The organism is Streptomyces sp. NPDC001070, assembly GCF_053598835.1.
Genome location: NZ_JBSFLB010000025.1, coordinates 21,171 through 39,203, shown reverse-complemented (window position 1 = coordinate 39,203; position 18,033 = coordinate 21,171). Strand labels below are relative to the sequence as shown.

General features: G+C 71.1%; 17 protein-coding genes. 6 read left to right on the top strand and 11 right to left on the bottom strand.

Annotated elements, in window-relative coordinates; genetic code table 11:
• Nucleotides 1–40 precede the first annotated feature (40 nt).
• The 3 genes from ACWDAS_RS27800 to ACWDAS_RS27790 all read right to left on the bottom strand — a co-directional run bounded on the left by ACWDAS_RS27800 (nt 41) and on the right by ACWDAS_RS27790 (nt 3,276).
• Entirely contained in the window at nt 41–871 is an 831-nt protein-coding gene (locus tag ACWDAS_RS27800; protein WP_450396171.1) for an ABC transporter permease, read from the bottom strand.
• Between the two features lie 91 nt (nt 872–962).
• On the bottom strand, nt 963–1,979 hold the full coding sequence (locus tag ACWDAS_RS27795; protein ID WP_450396168.1) for an ABC transporter ATP-binding protein: 1,017 nt from the start codon (nt 1,977–1,979) through the stop codon (nt 963–965).
• Nucleotides 1,980–2,034: 55 nt separating this feature from the next.
• Complete coding sequence (locus ACWDAS_RS27790) at nt 2,035–3,276, bottom strand: NYN domain-containing protein (protein WP_450396165.1); 1,242 nt, start codon at nt 3,274–3,276, stop codon at nt 2,035–2,037.
• A gap of 204 nt (nt 3,277–3,480) precedes the next feature.
• On the opposite strand from ACWDAS_RS27790, the gene ACWDAS_RS27785 reads away from it, so the two are divergent.
• Nucleotides 3,481–3,654: a hypothetical protein gene (locus ACWDAS_RS27785; protein WP_361803133.1), complete on the top strand. Its 174-nt coding sequence runs from the start codon at nt 3,481–3,483 to the stop codon at nt 3,652–3,654.
• A 90-nt stretch (nt 3,655–3,744) separates the two neighbouring features.
• Here the strand turns inward: ACWDAS_RS27785 and dnaE are convergent, their stop codons facing one another.
• From dnaE to ACWDAS_RS27755, 6 genes are all read right to left on the bottom strand, one after another.
• Complete coding sequence (gene dnaE, locus ACWDAS_RS27780; protein WP_450396162.1) at nt 3,745–7,332, bottom strand: DNA polymerase III subunit alpha; 3,588 nt, start codon at nt 7,330–7,332, stop codon at nt 3,745–3,747.
• A 117-nt stretch (nt 7,333–7,449) separates the two neighbouring features.
• Complete coding sequence (locus tag ACWDAS_RS27775) at nt 7,450–8,424, bottom strand: zinc metalloprotease (RefSeq protein ID WP_450396160.1); 975 nt, start codon at nt 8,422–8,424, stop codon at nt 7,450–7,452.
• A gap of 287 nt (nt 8,425–8,711) precedes the next feature.
• Nucleotides 8,712–10,376: an alkaline phosphatase D family protein gene (locus ACWDAS_RS27770; RefSeq protein WP_450396158.1), complete on the bottom strand. Its 1,665-nt coding sequence runs from the start codon at nt 10,374–10,376 to the stop codon at nt 8,712–8,714.
• Between the two features lie 129 nt (nt 10,377–10,505).
• Nucleotides 10,506–11,312, bottom strand: a complete 807-nt coding sequence (locus ACWDAS_RS27765; RefSeq protein ID WP_450396155.1) for a DsbA family protein — start codon at nt 11,310–11,312, stop codon at nt 10,506–10,508.
• Nucleotides 11,313–11,365: 53 nt separating this feature from the next.
• Nucleotides 11,366–12,013 (bottom strand): hypothetical protein, encoded by a 648-nt coding sequence (locus tag ACWDAS_RS27760; protein ID WP_450396152.1) that lies wholly within the window; start codon nt 12,011–12,013, stop codon nt 11,366–11,368.
• Between the two features lie 72 nt (nt 12,014–12,085).
• Nucleotides 12,086–13,402, bottom strand: coding sequence for a DUF2252 domain-containing protein (locus ACWDAS_RS27755; RefSeq protein ID WP_450396149.1), 1,317 nt, complete (start codon nt 13,400–13,402; stop codon nt 12,086–12,088).
• Nucleotides 13,403–13,562: 160 nt separating this feature from the next.
• Between ACWDAS_RS27755 and ACWDAS_RS27750 the strand changes: the two genes are divergently transcribed.
• The 3 genes from ACWDAS_RS27750 to ACWDAS_RS27740 all read left to right on the top strand — a co-directional run bounded on the left by ACWDAS_RS27750 (nt 13,563) and on the right by ACWDAS_RS27740 (nt 15,500).
• Nucleotides 13,563–14,099 (top strand): hypothetical protein, encoded by a 537-nt coding sequence (locus tag ACWDAS_RS27750; protein WP_450396146.1) that lies wholly within the window; start codon nt 13,563–13,565, stop codon nt 14,097–14,099.
• Nucleotides 14,100–14,252: 153 nt separating this feature from the next.
• Nucleotides 14,253–14,975, top strand: coding sequence for a GNAT family N-acetyltransferase (locus ACWDAS_RS27745; RefSeq protein ID WP_450396143.1), 723 nt, complete (start codon nt 14,253–14,255; stop codon nt 14,973–14,975).
• Between the two features lie 369 nt (nt 14,976–15,344).
• Entirely contained in the window at nt 15,345–15,500 is a 156-nt protein-coding gene (locus ACWDAS_RS27740) for a hypothetical protein (protein WP_450396140.1), read from the top strand.
• Nucleotides 15,501–15,798: 298 nt separating this feature from the next.
• Here the strand turns inward: ACWDAS_RS27740 and ACWDAS_RS27735 are convergent, their stop codons facing one another.
• Nucleotides 15,799–16,389: a flavodoxin family protein gene (locus tag ACWDAS_RS27735; protein WP_450396138.1), complete on the bottom strand. Its 591-nt coding sequence runs from the start codon at nt 16,387–16,389 to the stop codon at nt 15,799–15,801.
• A gap of 170 nt (nt 16,390–16,559) precedes the next feature.
• Between ACWDAS_RS27735 and ACWDAS_RS27730 the strand changes: the two genes are divergently transcribed.
• Both ACWDAS_RS27730 and ACWDAS_RS27725 read left to right on the top strand, forming a co-directional pair.
• A complete protein-coding gene (locus ACWDAS_RS27730; RefSeq protein ID WP_450396135.1) occupies nt 16,560–17,009 on the top strand; it encodes a hypothetical protein in 450 nt (149 codons plus the stop codon).
• 45 nt (nt 17,010–17,054) lie between these two features.
• A complete protein-coding gene (locus ACWDAS_RS27725) occupies nt 17,055–17,549 on the top strand; it encodes a hypothetical protein (protein WP_450396132.1) in 495 nt (164 codons plus the stop codon).
• Here the strand turns inward: ACWDAS_RS27725 and ACWDAS_RS27720 are convergent.
• The gene (locus ACWDAS_RS27720; RefSeq protein WP_450396129.1) at nt 17,528–17,980 is read right to left on the bottom strand and encodes a hypothetical protein; all 453 of its coding nucleotides are present in this window, start codon (nt 17,978–17,980) and stop codon (nt 17,528–17,530) included. The two genes, ACWDAS_RS27725 and ACWDAS_RS27720, sit on opposite strands and share 22 nt — an antisense overlap.
• Nucleotides 17,981–18,033: the final 53 nt, after the last annotated feature.

Genomic DNA, 18,033 nt, shown 5'->3' with positions numbered 1-18,033 from the left:
GACACGCGTCACCGGCACCTCACCGGTGCCACACCCCGGGTCACCGGCTGGCCGCCCGGCGGTACGCCCAGGTGGCCACCGCCAGCGACACCAGGCCCACGGCCGCGCACACCGAGAGGTCGGCGGTGACCGCCAGCCAGTCCGGGTGGGCGTCGAAGCTGCGGATGAAGGCCTCGACCCCGTAGGTGGACGGCAGCAGATCCCGTACGTAGCCGATCGGCGCGGGGAGGTTGCCGGCCGGCAGCACGCCCAGCAGCAGCGCCGCCGACATGCCGAGCTGACCGGCGAGGGTGGCCAGCTCCTGGCGCGGCGCGAGCAGCCCGAGCGCCGCGCCCAGTCCGGACAGCGCGGCCCCCGCCAGCGGGATGACCGCGGCCAGGATCCACAAATGGGTGAACGGCAGCTGGAACAGCGCGCAGCCGATCCCCGCCGTCACGAGCGTCCCGGGCACGGTGAAGGAGGCGTACGCGCCCGCGACGCCGAGCACCACGGCGGCCGGGGGCACCGGCAGGGTCGCGTAGTGGTCCAGGCCGCCGGAGGCCCGCAGCTGCCCGAAGTACTGGGCGAGCAGATTGAGCGCGACGAAGGCCACGACCAGCACGCTGGATCCGGCGACCACCGCGCGCGCGGCCGGGCCGCCGTCGACGACCCCGCGCATCATGATCATGATGCCGACCGACTGGAAGGTCGCCACGAACAGCAGCGGGATCCGGGCGACCTTCGCCCGGGACAGCTGTGCCCGGTACACCGCGGCCATCGCGGGCAGCAGCCGGGCGCGCGGCGCGAGCGGCGCCGCGGCCTCGCCGAGGCCGGCGAGGGGCGCGGCCGGTGCCGCCGTTCGGGTGTCCGCTCCCGCGGAGACGATCGTCACCGCGCGCCGCCCCGCTGCGCGGTGCCGCGCGCCACGTCCAGGTTCACGTTCCGGTCCACGTCCAGGGTCAGGTCCTCGCCGTTGCCGCCGCTCATGCCTTGACCAGTCCCTTCCGGCCGCCGAGCGCCAGGTAGACATCCTCCAGGCTCGGCGTCGTCAGGGTGAAATCGTCGAGCGCGGCGAAGGCCGGCCCGCCGGTGAGCTCCGCGACCACGGCGCGGGCCCGCTGATGCGGCAGCCGGAGCGTCCAGCGGCGTCCGGTGACCCGGGCGGTGTCGCGCAGGGCGGCCACACCCGGCAGCGCCAGCGGCGGCTCGTCCCGCCACACCAGGTCCAGCCGTACCTCGTCGGCGACGAGCGCCTTGAGCCCGGCCGGGGTGTCGCAGGCGATGACCCTGCCGTCGTCGATGACCGCGACCCGGTCCAGCACGGTCTCCGCCTCGATCACGTTGTGGGTGACCAGCAGCACCGTGGTGCCCCGTTCGGCGCGCCGCCGGTCGACCGCCGCCCACACCGCGCGCCGGGCGACCGGGTCCATGGCGGTGGTCGGCTCGTCCAGTACGAGCACCGGGCGCTCCCCCACCAGGGCGGCGGCGAAGCAGGCCAGCCGCCGCTCCCCGCCCGACAGCTTCTTCAGCGGCCGCGAGGCGAGCGCGGTCAGTCCCAGCTCCTCCAGGACGGCGTCCCGCTCGGCGCGCGCAGCCCTGGCGTCCAGACCGCGCAGCCGTCCGGTGGTCTCGGCGGCGAGGGCGACGGTCAGCTCGTCCAGCGCGCTCGACTCCTGCCCGAGGTAGCCGATCAGCCGCGCCGCGCGCTCCGGGTGACGTACGAGGTCGTGCCCGAGCAGTTCGACGGTGCCCGCGTCGGGGCGCAGCAGCCCCGTCAACTGGCGTACGAGGGTGGTCTTCCCGGCGCCGTTGGGGCCGAGCAGTCCGAAGATCTCACCGCCCCGGACGTCGAGGTCGATGCCGTCGTTGGCCCGCACCGGCGGGCTCTCGGCGGCGCGCCGCCCCCGCCCGGCCGGATAGCTCTTCACGAGCCCGCGCACGGTCACCACCACCGCCGTCCGCGCGGTGGTGCCCTGTTCCGTGCCCGTACTCACGAGCATCGAGACTACGCTGCATCCCGGCCAGGACGTGCCTCAGGGTCCGGTCCGGGCGTGCTCACTCCCCCGCGGAGGCCCGCGCGACGACGGCGCGGGCGTCGATCTCGCGCCAGAAGCCCGCCCGGATGGCGTAGCGGTCGTGCTCGTCGATCTGGTCGTCCTTGTGGGCCAGCAGGCCGAACCGGGCGGCGTAACGCAGCAGCTCGCCGTCGATGCGGTGCGGGACGCGCGGGTACTCGGCGGAGAGCACCTGAAGATGGGACGCGTCGGGGAGCCGGCCGATCCAGCGGCGGGCGAAGACCTGGCCGACCTCGTAGGGGTCGCCGCTGACGGCGGTGATGTCCTCCTCGCGGTCCGCCCAGCGCTGTTCGGGGCTGGTGAGCTGGGCCAGCGTGGGCAGGCCGGCGTCCGCGGCGTCGGTGCCGCCGACCAGTCCGCGGTCGGAGGACCAGCGCAGGGTGGCCCCGGTGGCGGACGGGGACGAGGGGTGCGGGGCGGAGTGGCCGCGGTGGACGATTCCGGCGACGTCCTTGGGGGTGGGCACCACCCCTTTGCCGACCGCCGCGGGGGTCTCGGTGATCGGGCCGGCGCCGTTCTGGGCCGCGGTGACGACCGAGGGCGTGGCGGAGGGCTCAGCGGGCTGGTCGGCGACCGGCTGCGGCTTCGCCGGCTGGGCGGGTTCGGGCAGGGGCGCGGAGAGGATGGCCGCGATCTCGGGCCGCGGGGTGAGCGGCGCGCAGACCCCGGCGGGCTCGCGCACCTGAATGGCCCTGGTGATCCACTCCCGGTCCAGGACGCGCCGTTCGTCGGCCTCGGCGACCAGGTCCTCGGACTGGTTGAAGTCGCCGTCGGCGGCCTGCACGGCCCACAGGTGGACGGCGACGCCGTGCTCCTTCGCCGACATCATGCCGGGCAGGAGATCGCCGTCGCCGGTGACCAGGACGACGTCGGAACAGGCGCGGTTGCGGGCCAGCTCGGACAGCTCGGCGTGCATGGCCGCGTCGACGCCCTTCTGCGCCCAGCGGCCGTCGGTCCGGGTCAGCGCGCCCAGGCGGACCGTGACCCGGGGCATCACCCGCAGCCTGCGGTGCTCCGGTTGGGGGACGCGGTCGGGGGCTCCGTCGAACCAGTAGATCCGCAGCAGCGGCTGTCCCGTCTCCTTCTCCGCGCGTTCCCGCAGACCGGCGACGATCTCGGCGTGGTCGACCGTGATCCGGGATCGGGAGGGCTCTCCGGCGAGGAGGCTCGCGGCGGCGCCGAGCAGGTAACCGGCGTCCACGAGGACGACGCAGCGGTCCATCGGTCTCACCCTCTTCTCCGAAAGTCCTGCCGTCCGTCCCCCCGGTAACACTGTTGCCCCGAGTCTGCCCGAACACCGGGGCGTTGTGACCGGTTACGCGATCACCGGCGCGCCACACTCTGCAACTGCCCGAAATGCGACCTTCGTACTCCCGTGCAAGCCTGAGTGCGGCCCATCATCCGAGATTTCCCCCAAGGAGGAATCGTGGGCAAGAACAAGAACCGGGGCGAACGTACCGGCCAGCACCATGACCGCAGCGCCGCGACCACCGAAGAGCACGCGAAGAGCGCTGCCGGACGCGAGCAGATGGCGATGACGGCCCCGGGCGCCGAACCGCACGTGTCGCAGAAGCGGCAGAAGAAGTTCGGCCACAACTAGCGCGCAGGCGCCGGTCGCTCATGATCGAGGGTGGCACCCCGCACGGGGGTGCCACCCTCGAGGTCCATCTCCCCTCGATACGGAGGGTGATCAGCCCGCCTGCTGCTGACCGGACGCGGTGGACGCGAGACAGGCGGGGCCCAGGAGGGCCTTGAGGTCACCGAAGAGCGCCGGGTCGGGAGTGACGCGGTGCCGGTCCAGCCGCAGCACCGTCGTCGAGCGGGCGCCTTGGAGCCGCACCCGGACCTCGGTGCTCCCCTTGTGGCTGGCGAGGACCTCGCCGAGGCGGGCGACCAGCGGCGGGGTGACCTTCACCGTCGGGATGGAGATGGTCACCGGGGCGTTCGTCCCGGCGTCCGTGAGATCGGGGACCATCAGCTCCATCGCCACCAGACGCGGGACGTCCTCGCGCTTGTCGAGCCGGCCCTTGACGAAGACGACGGCGTCCTCGATGAGCTGGGTCGAGATCAGCTGGTAGGTGGCGGGGAAGAACATGCAGTCGATGGAGCCGCCGAGGTCCTCCACGGTGGCGATGGCCCAGGCGTTGCCCTGCTTGGTCATCTTGCGCTGCAGACCGGAGATGATGCCGCCGATCGTGACGATCGAGCCGTCGGAGTAGTCGCCGGCGAGGGCCGCGATGGACGCGTCCGCCTTGTCGTTGAGGACGTGCTCGATACCGAAGAGCGGATGGTCGGAGACGTACAGGCCGAGCATCTCGCGCTCCTGCGCGAGGAGATACGTCTTGTCCCACTCGACGTCGGAGAAGGTGACGTCGAGGCCGAAGCCCGGCTCGTCGCCGGCGTCGTCGTCGCCCATCCCGCCGAAGAGGTCGAACTGCCCCTCGGCCTCCTTGCGCTTGACCGCGACCACGTTGTCGATCATCGGCTCGTAGTGCTCGGTGAGGCCCTTGCGGGTGTGGCCCATCTCGTCGTAGGCGCCCGCCTTGATCAGCGATTCGACGGTGCGCTTGTTGCAGACCACCGCCTCGACCTTGTCCAGGAAGTCGGGGAAGGAGGTGTACTTCCCCTTGGACTTGCGGCAGCGGATGATCGAGTCCACCACGTTCTGGCCGACGTTGCGGACGGCGGTGAGGCCGAAGAGGATGACGTCGTCGCCCTGGGCGGTGAAGTTCGCGTCCGACTCGTTCACGTTCGGCGGGAGCACCTTGATGCCCATGCGGCGGCACTCGTTGAGGTAGATCGCCGACTTGTCCTTGTCGTCGCGCACCGAGGTGAGCAGCGCCGCCATGTACTCGGCCGGGTAGTTCGCCTTGAGATAGGCGGTCCAGTAGGAGACCAGGCCGTACGCGGAGGAGTGCGCCTTGTTGAAGGCGTAGCCGGCGAAGGGGACCAGCACGTCCCACACCGCCTGGATGGCCTCGTCGGAGTAGCCGCGCTCGCGCGCGCCCTTCTGGAAGGGGATGAACTCCTTGTCGAGGACCTCCTTCTTCTTCTTGCCCATCGCCCGGCGCAGCAGGTCGGCCTGACCGAGTGAGTAACCGGCGAGCACCTGGGCGGCCTTCTGCACCTGCTCCTGGTACACGATCAGGCCGTAGGTGATGTCGAGGACCTCCTTGAGAGGCTCCTCCAGCTCCGGGTGGATCGGGGTGATCTCCTGCTGGCCGTTCTTGCGCAGGGCGTAGTTGATGTGCGAGTTCATGCCCATCGGGCCCGGCCGGTAGAGGGCCGAGACGGCGGAGATGTCCTCGAAGTTGTCGGGCTTCATCATGCGCAGCAGGGAGCGCATGGGTCCGCCGTCGAACTGGAAGACGCCGAGGGTGTCACCGCGGCCGAGCAGTTCGAAGGTCTTCGGGTCGTCGAGCGGCAGCGCCAGCAGCTCGATGTCGATGCCCTTGTTGGCCTTCACGAGCTTGACGGCGTCGTCCATGATCGTGAGGTTGCGCAGGCCGAGGAAGTCCATCTTCAGCAGGCCGAGCGACTCGCAGCTCGGGTAGTCCCACTGGGTGATGGTGACGCCGTCGCTGTGCCGGACCCAGACGGGCACGTGGTCGGTGATCGTCTCGCTGGACATAATCACGCCGGCGGCGTGCACGCCCATCTGCCGGACCAGGCCCTCGACACCGCGGGCGAGGTCGATGACCTTCTTGGCGTCGGGCTCGTTCTCGTACATCCCGCGGATCTCGCCGGCCTCGCTGTAGCGCGGGTGGGAGCTGTCGGTGATGCCGGAGAGCGGGATGCCCTTGCCGAGGACGTCGGCGGGCATCGCCTTGGTGAGGCGGTCGCCCACCGCGTACGGGTAGCCCAGGACGCGGGCCGAGTCCTTGATCGCGTTCTTGGCCTTGATGGTGCCGTAGGTGCCGATCATGGCCACCTTGTCGGCGCCGTACTTCTCGGTCACGTACCGGATCACCTCGGCGCGCCGGCGCTCGTCGAAGTCGATGTCGACATCGGGCATGGAGACGCGCTCGGGGTTGAGGAAGCGCTCGAAGATCAGGCCGTGCTCGATCGGGTCGAGGTCGGTGATGCCCATCGCGTAGGCGACGATCGAGCCCGCCGCGGAGCCTCGGCCGGGGCCGACGGCGATGCCGTTGTTCTTGGCCCACATGATGAAGTCGGCGACGACGAGGAAGTAGCCGGGGAACCCCATCTGGATGATGGTGTCCATTTCGTACTCGGCCTGCTTCAGTCGGTCGTCGGGGATCCCGTTCGGGTACCGGCGGTGCATGCCGCGCATGGTCTCCTCGCGGAACCAGGTGACCTCGGTGTACCCGTCGGGCACGTCGAAGCGCGGCATCAGGTTCTTCTCGGTGAACCAGCCGTCGGTGTCCACCTGCTCCGCGACCAGCAGCGTGGTGTTGCGGCAGCCCTCCTGCCAGGCGTCGGAGGAGTCGACGGCGAGCATCTCGTCGGTCGACTTCAGGTAGTAGCCGGAGCCGTCGAAGCGGAAGCGGTCCGGGTCGGAGATGTTCTTGCCGGTCTGGATGCACAGCAGCGCGTCGTGGGCCTCGGCCTCGTGCGCGTAGGTGTAGTGCGAGTCGTTGGTGACGACCGGGGGGATGCCGAGCTTCTTGCCGATCTCCAGCAGCCCGTCGCGGACCCGGCGCTCGATCTCGATGCCGTGGTCCATCAGCTCCAGGAAGTACCGCTCCTTGCCGAAGATGTCCTGGTACTCGGCGGCGGCCTTCACCGCCTCGTCGAACTGGCCGAGGCGGAGCCTGGTCTGCACCTCGCCCGAGGGGCAGCCGGTGGAGGCCATCAGGCCCTCCGACCACTGGGCGATGGTCTCCTTGTCCATGCGGGGGTACTTGGTCAGCCAGCCCTCCGCGTAGGCGTCGGAGGAGAGCCGGAAGAGGTTGTGCAGACCGGTCTTGTTCGCCGCCCAGATCGTCTTGTGCAGATACGAGCCGGAGGCCGAGACGTCGTCCCGCTTCTGGTGCGGCTGGCCCCAGGTGATCTTGCGCTTGTTCCGCCGGGACTCGGGGGCGACGTACGCCTCGATTCCGATGATCGGCGTGATCCCGGCGCCCTTGGCCTGGTGGAAGAAGTCGTACGCACCGTGCAGGTTGCCGTGGTCGGTCATGGCGATGTGCGTCATGCCCATCTCACCGCAGGCCTTGAACATGTCCTTGAGCCGCGCCGCTCCGTCCAGCAGGGAGTACTGGGTGTGGACATGAAGGTGGGTGAACGGCGTGGTCACGGGAAGCGACACCTCCGGCATCGGTCGTCATCTGGCGGCGTTGGAATCCTACGCCGGGGGTACGACAGCCGAGGCCATTCCCACGCGCCCGCCCGCGGCCGGCCGGCCCCGTGTCCGGCCGGTCGCGGACGGTGAGCGTCAGCTCGCCCGGTAGGCGGCCCACGAGCTCTTCATGCGGCTCACCTGGCCCGCGGTGAACTGGTACATGCAGGCGTCGTAGGTGTAGTCCATGAAGTTGTGGATCGGGTCCACGCCGCCGGCGGCGCAGGTGTCGCGGCCGGTCGGGCAGGCGCTGGCGGCGGTCTTCTCGGCGGGCGTGTCGGAGACGTAGTCGCCGTTGGCTCCGCAGCCGCCCTGGAAGGTGTGGTACAGGCCCATCCAGTGGCCGACCTCGTGGGTGGCGGTGTCGCCCTGGTTGTAGTTGGCGGCGGAGCCGCCGGGGACGGAGGCGTCGAGGATGACGACGCCGTCGTCCTCGGGGTTGCCCGCGTACCAGCTCGGGAAGGTGGCCCAGCCGAGGAGGCTGTCCTGGAGGTTGGCCGAGTAGATGTTCAGCGCGCTCGCGCCGCCCTTGCGGAGGGCGGTCTTCATCGAGGTCTCGGCCGAGGAGCCCTCGGTCAGGTTGTACCAGGCGGCCTTGTCCGTGTAGTCCGTCGCGATCAGCGAGAACTGGAAGCCGGAGTCGTTGTTGCCGGTGCCCTGGCCGCTGTAGGCCGCGTTCAGGACGGCTATCTGGCCGGCGATGGTCGCCGCGCTGAGCTTGCCGGTGCTGCCGCTGTGGATGACGTGCCAGTAGACCGGGATGGTCGTGGCCGCGGCGGCGGCGAGCCGGGAGCCCTTGCCCTCGGCCCTGATCCTGGCGACGCGCTTCTTCAGGTCCGCGTCCATCGCCTTGGCGGCGGCGTCGCTGACTGCGTTGGGCTCGTGGGCCGTCGAGCCCTTCATCTTGCGGGCCGTGGCGTCGCCGCCGGCGGCGCACTCCTCGGCGGGGGTTCTCGCGTGCGCGGCGGCACTGCTCACGGTGGCCGTCGGGCCGGAGAGCGGGAGCAGGGCCAGGGTTCCGGCCACGGCGGCGAGACCGACGAGACGGCGGGAACGGGGGGTGCGTGACATGTGGGGGCACTCCTCGTGGGACGTACGGGAGGAATTTCCTCCTCGCCGCCCGGAGGTTATGTGTCCATGCCAGGACCGGTGCAGGTCTCTTCCGGCCCGTTGACAAACAGAGGGTAATCCCTTGACAACGAAAGGCCCTTGAGGGTCGGGCGCCCCGGCGCAACATCCCCGACACGCGGGGCGGGCGGTGTGTCCGGATTCGGACTCGGGGCTCTCCACCGCCCACCCCGCGCCGGGTGTTTCCGGCACCTGACGGGGCGTTGGCCGAAAACCGACGATCGGGACGCTCAGCGTACCGGCGAGTAGACCCGTTCGACCTTCTGCGTGCCGGACAGGGTGCGGTACGAACGCTCCCAGGTGGAGGTGGCGTTCGGGTCGGTCCGGTCGGAGAGCGCGTAGTAGTCCATCTGCGCGCGCTCGCCGGTGATGTCCAGTACGCCGTAGCCGTGGGAGTCCATGTCCAGCCACTTCACATGGCGGTTGGCGGCCTTCACCGCGGTCTCGGCGACCGCGGAGACGGTGTCCGGCGCGACCTTCAGGATGTCGTCCAGGTTGTCGGAGGTGACCGAGGTGACCACGAACTCGGTCGCGGCGGAGGGCGACAGCGGGTAGGTCGCCGCCTTCACCGGGACGTCGTTCGCCCACGCCATGTGGATGTCGCCGGTCAGGAAGACGGTGTTCTGGATTCCGTTGTCCCGCAGGTGGGCCAGGAGTTCGCGGCGGTCGTCGGTGTAGCCGTCCCACTGGTCGACGTTGATCGCCAGCCCCTCGGCGGGCAGGCCGAGCAGCTTCGCCAGCGGCGCCAGCAGGTAGTCCGGCAGCGCGCCGAAGGCGACCGGCGAGATCATCACCGAGTTGCCGATCAGCCGCCAGGTGGTGTCCGAGGCCTTCAGGCCGGCTTTCAGCCAGTCGAGCTGGGCCCGGCCGGTGATCGTACGGTCCGGGTCGTCCACCGAACCGCTGCCGATCGTGGCCTGCTGGGAGCGGAAGGAGCGCAGGTCGAGCAGGGACAGGTCGGCGAGCTTGCCGAAGCGCAGGCGGCGGTAGGTCGTGCCGGCGACCGAGGGGCGCACCGGCATCCACTCGAAGTAGGCCTGCTTGGCGGCGGCCACGCGGGCCGTCCAGGCGCCCTCGGCGCCCTCGGTGTGGTTCTCGGCGCCGCCGGACCAGGCGTCGTTGGCGAACTCGTGGTCGTCCCAGATCGCCACGACCGGGGCCGTGGCGTGCAGCGCCTGCAGGTCGGCGTCGGTCTTGTAGCGGCCGTGGCGGGTGCGGTAGTCGGCCAGCGTCACGATCTCGTTGGCGGGCGCGTGCGGGCGGACGACGGTGCCGCGGGCGGCGTAGCCGCCGGTGGCGTACTCGTAGATGTAGTCGCCCAGGTGCAGCCAGGCGTCCAGGTCGCCGCGCGAGGCCAGGTGCCGGTACGAGGAGAAGTACCCGGCCTCCCAGTTGGCGCAGGAGACCACGCCGAAGCGCAGCCGGGCGGCGGTGGCGCTGTCGGCGGGCGCGGTGCGGGTGCGGCCGGCCGGCGAGGTCACGCCGCCGGAGGTGAAGCGGTACCAGTAGTCCGTGGCGGGCTGCAGGCCGCGCACGTCGGCCTTGACGGTGTGGTCGGAGGCGGCGCCCGTGGTCGCCGTACCGGTCGCCACGACGGAGTTGAACGCCTTGTCCTTGGCGACGGTCCAGCTCACCTCGGTGTCCGGGCCGAGCCCGGAGCCGGGGACGGCCTCGGGGACGGGCGTCACCCGCGTCCACAGCAGGACGCCGTCGGGCAGCGGGTCACCGGAGGCCACGCCGTGCAGGAAGGCGGGGGCCGCGGCGGCGGACGCCGGGGCGGCGGTGGCGGCCAGCGGTATCAGCGCGGCGCCGGTCACGACGGCGCCGGCCTTGACGACCGAGCGGCGGCTCGGTGTTCTGGATGAGGTCTGTGAGGGTGCAGAGGTCTCGGTCACGGGCGGTCAGATTACGCGTCAGTAACCCCTTTCCGGGGCCGAATGCACAAGAGTTCGGAAGGACTTCGCCCTCCGGTCCCCGGCGGGACGCCGGGGACCGGAGGGCGAAGTCGCAGCCGCGGGCCGGTGCTAGCCCTTGCCGATGATCTGGTCGACCGCGGCCGTGTACTGGTCGGCGGTCATCGCCTGCACGCTGTCGATGGTCTTGCCGTCGAGCTTCACGGTCGGCGTGCCCGTGATGCCGTCGGCGGTGAACTGCTTGTCCATGGTCAGCGCCCACTTGTCGTAGGTGCCGTTGCGGACCGCGTTCTCGAAGGTCTTGTTGCCCTTGAGCGCGTCGACCTTCTGCGCCAGCTCGATCAGCTTGTCGGCGCTGCCGAAGTCGTCCTTGGTCTCCTCCGGGTGGACGTCCTTGCTGTACAGCAGCGTGTGGTACTGGACGAACGCGTCCTTGCTGACGTTCAGCGCGGCACCGAGGGCGCTCAGCGCCTTCTTCGAGCCCTGGCCCTGGCCGAGGCGCTCGTCGAGGAAGGCGCCCATGGTGTACGAGATGTTGTACTTGCCGTCCTTGGCGTCCTTCTGGACCGTCTCGCCGGAGGTCTGCTCGAACTGCGCGCACACCGGGCAGCGCAGGTCCTCGTACACCTTCAGGGTGTGCTTGGCGTTCTCGTCGCCGATGACGATCGACGTGCCGTTCTTGCCGGAGGAGTTGGCCGGCTTCACCAGCGGCTTGTCCGCGGCCTTCTCCCAGTAGGTGGGCGCGTTCATCTTGACGACGGCCACGGCTATGCCGGCGCCGATCGCCAGCACGCCGAGCACGCTGCCGGCGACGACGAGCTGCCGCCGCACCTTGTCCCGCTTGGCCTGGCGCTCGCGCTCGGCGCGCAGCCGCTCACGGGCGGCGTTCTTGGCGGACTGGCTGTTTCGCTTGCTCATGGTGGTGTCTTCTCCGACTCGTGCGTACGTGGGGTGAGGGGCGGGCGCCGTGCTCAGCGGAAGCCGAGGGGGGCGGGCGGCCCTCGCCGTACGACGGAGTGCAGGAGCAGGGGCAGCGCCGGGGCGACGGCCCCGGGGCCGGACGTCGCGCGGCGGACGGCGCCGCGCGGCTCGGCGGACCGGAAGGCGGCCACCGCGATGAGCAGCGGCCGGAAGGCCGCGCGCAGCAGGCGGTGCAGGGCGTCCTCACCGGACCGCAGCCACCCGGCGGCGACCAGGCCGACGGCGACGTGCGTGAGGAGGAGCAGCCACGGTGAGGTGGTGGGGCCCGGCATCCCGGACGCCGTGGCGAGCGATCCGCCGACCTCGCCGCCGTGACAGGCCAGCGCCTCGTTGATCGAGCGCCACGAGCCGGTGACGGGCCCGCCGCCAGGCCCGTAGCAGGTGTGCTGGCCGGCGGTGTACAGCGTGTCGACGGCCAGTTCCAGCGGGACCAGCAGTCCGGCGATCGGCCAGTAGCCGCGCTCGCGGCGGCCGAGCGTGTACGCGAGCGCGAAGACGGCCGCGAAGGCCCCCGCCGTGATCGTCAGCGGCAGGGGCTCCTGCGAGAGCATGATGTGGGCGGTCGCGGACAGCGTCACGCACAGCGCGGCGAAGCATCCCGCGCGCAGTGCCCTCAGCCGGGGTCCGGTCCCTTCCATGGCGCAGAGTGTGCCATGCCGGTGTGTAAGCAATGCCTAAACCCCGGAACAACCGCCGGACCGATGCCCGGGTCAGAGCCCCGGGAAGCGGCCGTTGCGGAACAGGTCGACGAAGATCTGGTGGTCGGCGCGGGCCCTGGCCCCGTAGGAGTGGGCGAACTCCACCAGCGTCTCGGCGAAGCCCTCCTCGTCCCGCGCGATGGCCGCGTCGATGGCGTCCTCCGTGGAGAAGGGCACCAGCGAGTGCCCGCTCTCGTCGTCCGCGGCCGCGTGCATGCCGGCCGTGGCCCGGCCGAGGTCCGCGACGACGGCCTCGATCTGCTCCTGGTCGTCGATGTCCGACCAGTCCAGGTCCACCGCGTACGGCGACACCTCGGCGACCAGCTGCCCGACCCCGTCCAGCTCGGTCCAGCCCAGGTACGGGTCGGCGTGCGCCTGCAGCGCGCGCTGCGAGATCACGGTGCGGTGGCCCTCGTGGCGGAAGTAGCCGCGCACCGCCGGGTCGGTGATGTGCCGGGAGACCGCCGGGGTCTGCCCCTGCTTCATGTAGATCACGACATCGTTCTCCAGGGCGTCGGTGTGCCCCTCGAGGAGGATGTTGTACGAGGGCAGGCCGGCGCTGCCGATGCCGACGCCGCGGCGGCCGACCACGTCCTTGACCCGGTGGCTCTCCGGGTTGATGCGACTGGTCTCCGGCAGCGTGTCCAGGTACGCCTCGAAGGCCCGCAGCACCTTCTGGCGGGTGGCCTCGTCCAGCTCCACGGCGCCGCCGCCCTGGGTGAAGCGGCGGTCCCAGGCGCGGATCTCGGTCATCGAGTCCAGCAGCCCGACCCGGGTCTCGGAGCGGGCGTGGCGCAGCGCGTCCAGCAGCGGGCCCTCGGCGGTGTCCAGGGTGAGCGAGGGCACGGCCTCGTCCTGGGCGAGGGCGCGGATCCGCTCGCGGTAGGCGGCGGCGTAGGTGCGCACCAGGCCGGATATCACGTCGTCGGCCAGGGCCTTGCTGTAGCCGATGAGCGCGATGGAGGCGGCGAAGCGCTGCAGGTCCCAGGTGAAGGGGCCGACGTAGGCCTCGTCGAAGTCGTTGACGTTGAAGATCAGCCGGCCGTTGGCGTCCAGGTAGGTGCCGAAGTTCTCGGCGTGCAGGTCGCCGTGGATCCACACCCGGGAGGTGCGCTCGTCCAGGAACGGGCTGTCGTCCTTGGCGTCGGCCAGGTCGGCGTAGTAGAGGCACGCGGTGCCCCGGTAGAAGGCGAACGCCGAGGCCGCCATCTTGCGGAACTTGACCCGGAACGCGGCCGGATCGGCGGCCAGCAGCTCCCCGAACGCGGTCCCGAAGACCTCGAGAATCCGCTCGCCGCGCTCTTCGTCCGTCGTCATGCCTGTGGCCATCGGTGGTGCGCCTCCTGGGCTGGTCCGTGTCTGCCGGGTCAACGCAGGAGCGTACGCTCGTGTGCCCGGCGGCGGCCCCGGGAGGGACGTGATATTCGCGTCAAGGCCGCCACGCGTTCAACCGGGCACTTCCGGTCACCGTCGCGCGTTCTGGCTTCCGATGAACACAACCAGGGGGCGGGACACCGCGCGCCGCGGCCGGCGGCGCACCTTGTTCGGGCTGCTGCTGATCGGCGGCCTCGTACTGGCCGCCATCGGGTGGCCCACACTCTCCGCGCAGGTCCGCGCGGCCAACTGGCCGAAGGAACAGCCCACCGGGCCGCACCACATAACTCCCCGCATGGCGGCCGTACGCGACGCCGTCGTCAAGGAGTTCGGCCCCCGCGGCCTCGAAGGCGCCCCCGGCTGCTACCGCGAGGACGGCGGCATCGCCGGCGGCGGCGAACACCCCCTGGGCCGCGCCTGCGACTTCATGCTCATGCCCGCCGGCAAGAAGGCCACCCCCAAGGCCGACGCCCTGGGTGAGGCCATCGTGGCGTGGGTGCGGGAGCATGCGGACGAATACGGCATTTGGTACGTCATCTACGAACAGCACATATGGTCCAGCCGACTTCCGCAGCAGGGGTGGAAGCTCATGGAGGACCGCGGGTCCATCACGCAGAACCACTTCGACCATGTGCACATATCGGTCTACTGAGCCGCCGCTTCGCCGAGCTGGGGCACAGCACCCCGATGGCTCACCGGCCGGCGTTGACGCCCTCCCTGGTTGTCAACGTTGATGGCACCCGCTTACCCCTCACGGCCCGGAGGCAGCCGGGACAGCCTCGTGCGGAACTGGCAGGATCCGACTATGCCGATTGACCCCTTGCTGGCCAGAGCCCGTGCACTCTGGGAGGGCCTGGCGGCAGCACCCGTATCGTTCGCACTGAGGGGAGGCATCAGCGTTGTCACCTCGCCTGAGTCGAGCCTCTGTCCTGCCGGCTGGGTCGGTGTCGTGTCCCTTGGCGATGCGGCAGTCGTAACCGCCCCCACTGAGCGCTCGGCGGCCCTGGTTCGTGATGGGTTGGCGGCGCTGCCCGTGGCGGCGGTCGCCGACGCCGACGCCGTCCGTGAGGTCCTGCCGGTAGCCCGGATGATCGGCCCCGCGGCGTTGTCCTACCTGTCCCCGGACGCATTCCGCTCGGCCTTGCCAGGTGCCTTGGCTGTGCAGCGACTTCGCTGTCACGACCCTGAACTACGAAGCCTGGAGGAGGTCGCGGGTGAGGAGAGCGCCGGGGAGGCCGCTCTCGGGGAAATCACCTCGCCGGCCTTCGTGGTTCGCGCGGCTGGACGGGTGGTTGCCGCTGCCGGATACCGATCCTGGCCGGGTGGGACCGCTCACATCGGCGTGCTGACCGATCCTGCCTGGCGTGGACGAGGTCTCGCCCGGGTGACGGCCTCGGCAACCGTGGCGCACGCGTTCGCCGCCGGACTCCTGCCGCAATGGCGCGCCCGGCCACTCGCGTCTCGCCGGGTTGCGGCCGCTTTGGGGTTCCAGGAACTGGGTGCCCAGCTCAGCATCGAGCTCCGCTAGACGGGAGCAGCCTCCGCAGGATCACCTCGATCAGTTCTCAACCGTCGCAGCGATCCGAATGTGGGCCCGCTCATGAAGGCTCAGCGCGGAAGGCGGGTCAGTGTCCCTGAACCGGCGGCGCGACCGTGATGACGGAAAGCGAGTGTCCAGGCCGTGGGGGAAGCGTTACGACGCCCGCCACCCCACCAGCGCGGACGTAGAAGTGAACTCTCACCCGTGCGCGCTTCCGCACCGCCCTGTTCCTCTGACAGCAGTGCGAGATCCGCGCAGCGAAGGCGACGTGTGCGCCGATCGAACCCGGCGCGGCAAGCACCTGCCCTCGCTCCACTGCTCCCCCCCGCGGCACCCGGCAGCAGCAGTCCTACGTTCATGCCCGCGCTTGCCTCGTCGACACGCAGCCTGCAGGCATCGACACCGGCGACGCGGGAGATCGCGCCGCCGTGGAAGCCGACCGTCTCCACCGCACCGCCCGTGCAGACCCGCCCGCACTCGATCCGGACCGTCGCCATGACCACTCTGCCCTGATGGAGGCAGAAGACATCCTCGACAACCCCGCCGGCCTCGACCGGGCGTCCCTCACCTGCGAAGGCTGTGCGGCAGATCAGGAAGAGGGGCACGCGCGCGGACCGGCCGAGTCGGGGATCGCGCTTCTCGTTGTCGGAGGAGCGCGGCTGCTGGGGGGTGCACAGCACGGCAGCCGGCACACCCGAGGGTGTACCGGCTGTGTGACTTCCCGGCCCGTGCACCGTGCCGGCGTCACCGCGGCCGACGGGGCGGGTTCCGCGGCGGCGCCGCGACGGCGCGGGCGGGGGTGTGCGCGGGCTCAGACGCCGAGGGCCGCGCGTCCGGCGACGTAGATGCGGGCCTGCTCGGCGACGCGGCGGCCGAGGTGCTCCGCGGTGGCGATGTCGGCCTTGTGGACTTCCTCGGGGCCCAGGTCGGTGGGGGTCTGGGCGCCCGCGCCGAGGTAGATGCCGAGGCGGTTGAGGTCGTCCTCGGAGGCGGTGGAGCTGTTCCAGCCCGGGTGCAGGCCGAGGTTGACCCAGTTCATGCCGTGCTGGGCCGCCAGGACGGCGAAGTACTGGAGCGTGTGGAGCTTGTCGCCGCTCTTGGCGCCGGAGTTGCTGAATCCGGCCGCGAGCTTGTCCTTCCACGAGTGGACGAACCAGCGCTTGGAGGTCGTCTCGGCGAACTGGTGGAACGCGCCGGAGGCGGTGCCCATGTAGGTCGGCGAGCCGAAGACGATCGCGTCGGAGGCGTCGAGCAGCGCCCACTGCTCGTCCGTGATCTCGTCGACCTTGATCAGGTGGACGTCGGCGCCGGCCTGCACGGCACCGTCACGTACGGCCTCGGCGAGGACGGTCGTGTGGCCGTAGCCGGAGTGGTAGGCGATCGCGACGACGGGCTTGGACATGAAGGTTCTCCTCCTGGCAGCGGGTTTGCTGACTCCCTCTGGGAGCCGGAGGTCGACGATCGTCCGGCACGGCGGCTCGGCGTCGACCCATACCCACCAGGACCGGTGAGCCTGCGCGTCTATGACACCTGAAGGGCGATCTGTGAGATTAAGCACTTTTGGGTGTCTGGGTGGTCGGTACGGTCTCCGACGACGAGGCCCGGGCGCTGCCCGGGCGCTGCCCACCTCATGGCGGGGGCCGCCGCCGGCAGCCCGCGGAGGCCCTGCAGGACGCGGCCGTGGACCTCATGCCGCAGGCCCAGGACGCCGGTGTGTTCGTCGCCGCCGCCCGCAAGGCGATCCCTGCCGCGGCGCTCTTCCACGGCCTCGGCGCGCGGAACTCGGCCTTGCTGCCGGGATGGTTCGACGACTTCCTGCTGGTCGGTGCCGAGGTGGCGGCGGCACTCCCCCGGGCCGCACGTGCCCTCGACGCATCCGGACCCCGGAGGGACGAGGCCATCTCCCGCGTCACCACCTGGGTGCGCGATGGCGACGCCGCGCGTGCTCCGTCACGCCGCCGGGCGCGGCCTCGGCGCCGCCGCGTTCGGCTGGTGGTACTGACCGGGACCGCCATCCGCTAGGTTGAACACGTTCAAAGCGGTGTTCGCCAGGGGGAAGGGGCGGCCATGGGGGTGGCGCCGGATGCGCATGCGCGGGTCGAACGGCGGCAGTTGGGGCTCGCGGTGGGGGCGGTGGCCGCGGCGGTGCCCGGGCTGCTGTTCGGGCTGGACAGCTACTACGGCGGATTCTTCGCCCTGACGGTGCTGCCGCTGCTGCTTCCTCTGCTTCTGGGGCGGTTCCCGCGCGTCTTCGCCCAGGCCTGCGTGATCGTCGCGCTCGCGCTGATCACCTGGTCCGTACTGGGCGCCGTGCTGGCGATGTTCGTCTTCCTCCCCTCGGCCGCGCTCCTGCTCCTCGCCGCGGCCACCGGCCCCCGTCGGAGGCCGGGCACCGCGCGGCTGCTGGGCTGGGCCGGGGTGCTGGTGCTCGCGGGGGTCGCGGCCGGCACCGCGATCTGGTGCTGGTCGGTGTACGCGGGGCCCTCACCGGCGACCGCCCTCGGCGCCGCTCAGGGGTCCGCCGCTCACACGCCCGTCGCTCAGGGGCGGATCCAGCAGTAGAGACGCCGGCCGTGCGCGGTCGCGCGCCCGGCCAGCCCGGCGAGCTCCTTGAGGAACAGCCTGAGATCGCGCGGATCCTGCACACCGTGGAGGCCGCCGGGGCTGCGGGCCCAGCCCACGGCGACGTCGTCAAGCAGCTCCTCGTCGAAGGCGGCGAGCGCGTCGCGGAAGGTGTCGGTGAGGGACACGGCGACCACCCGGCCCTCGCCGGCCACACCCACCAGCGCCCCGCGGCGCGGGTCGGAACGCACGTCCTCGGGGGCGCGGCCGGTGATGAGCACCTCCGCGGGCAGCAACTCCACCACCGGGTCGATGCCCTTGGTCACGTGCTGGTCGTGGCCGTGCCCGGCGGCCATGCCGAACTCCCGGGCCACGGCGCGGGCGGCGTCCCTGTCGTCGGCGGCGGAGTAGTACCCGTAGAGAACACCCATGCCCCGGATGATCTCAGCCGGCACCGACAACGGCCCCCGCCCGCAGCGCCGTT

Bases quoted from the DNA above. Each gene is read 5' to 3' on its own strand.
- ACWDAS_RS27790 (WP_450396165.1), bottom strand. From the start codon at position 3,276: ATGGACCGCTGCGTCGTCCTCGTGGACGCCGGTTACCTGCTCGGCGCC.
- ACWDAS_RS27725 (WP_450396132.1), top strand. From the start codon at position 17,055: ATGGGGGTGGCGCCGGATGCGCATGCGCGGGTCGAACGGCGGCAGTTG.
- ACWDAS_RS27750 (WP_450396146.1), top strand. From the start codon at position 13,563: ATGAACACAACCAGGGGGCGGGACACCGCGCGCCGCGGCCGGCGGCGC.
- ACWDAS_RS27745 (WP_450396143.1), top strand. From the start codon at position 14,253: ATGCCGATTGACCCCTTGCTGGCCAGAGCCCGTGCACTCTGGGAGGGC.
- ACWDAS_RS27775 (WP_450396160.1), bottom strand. From the start codon at position 8,424: ATGTCACGCACCCCCCGTTCCCGCCGTCTCGTCGGTCTCGCCGCCGTG.
- ACWDAS_RS27765 (WP_450396155.1), bottom strand. From the start codon at position 11,312: ATGAGCAAGCGAAACAGCCAGTCCGCCAAGAACGCCGCCCGTGAGCGG.
- ACWDAS_RS27755 (WP_450396149.1), bottom strand. From the start codon at position 13,402: ATGGCCACAGGCATGACGACGGACGAAGAGCGCGGCGAGCGGATTCTC.
- ACWDAS_RS27795 (WP_450396168.1), bottom strand. From the start codon at position 1,979: ATGCTCGTGAGTACGGGCACGGAACAGGGCACCACCGCGCGGACGGCG.
- ACWDAS_RS27720 (WP_450396129.1), bottom strand. From the start codon at position 17,980: ATGGGTGTTCTCTACGGGTACTACTCCGCCGCCGACGACAGGGACGCC.
- ACWDAS_RS27760 (WP_450396152.1), bottom strand. From the start codon at position 12,013: ATGGAAGGGACCGGACCCCGGCTGAGGGCACTGCGCGCGGGATGCTTC.
- ACWDAS_RS27740 (WP_450396140.1), top strand. From the start codon at position 15,345: ATGCCCGCGCTTGCCTCGTCGACACGCAGCCTGCAGGCATCGACACCG.
- dnaE (WP_450396162.1), bottom strand. From the start codon at position 7,332: ATGCCGGAGGTGTCGCTTCCCGTGACCACGCCGTTCACCCACCTTCAT.
- ACWDAS_RS27735 (WP_450396138.1), bottom strand. From the start codon at position 16,389: ATGTCCAAGCCCGTCGTCGCGATCGCCTACCACTCCGGCTACGGCCAC.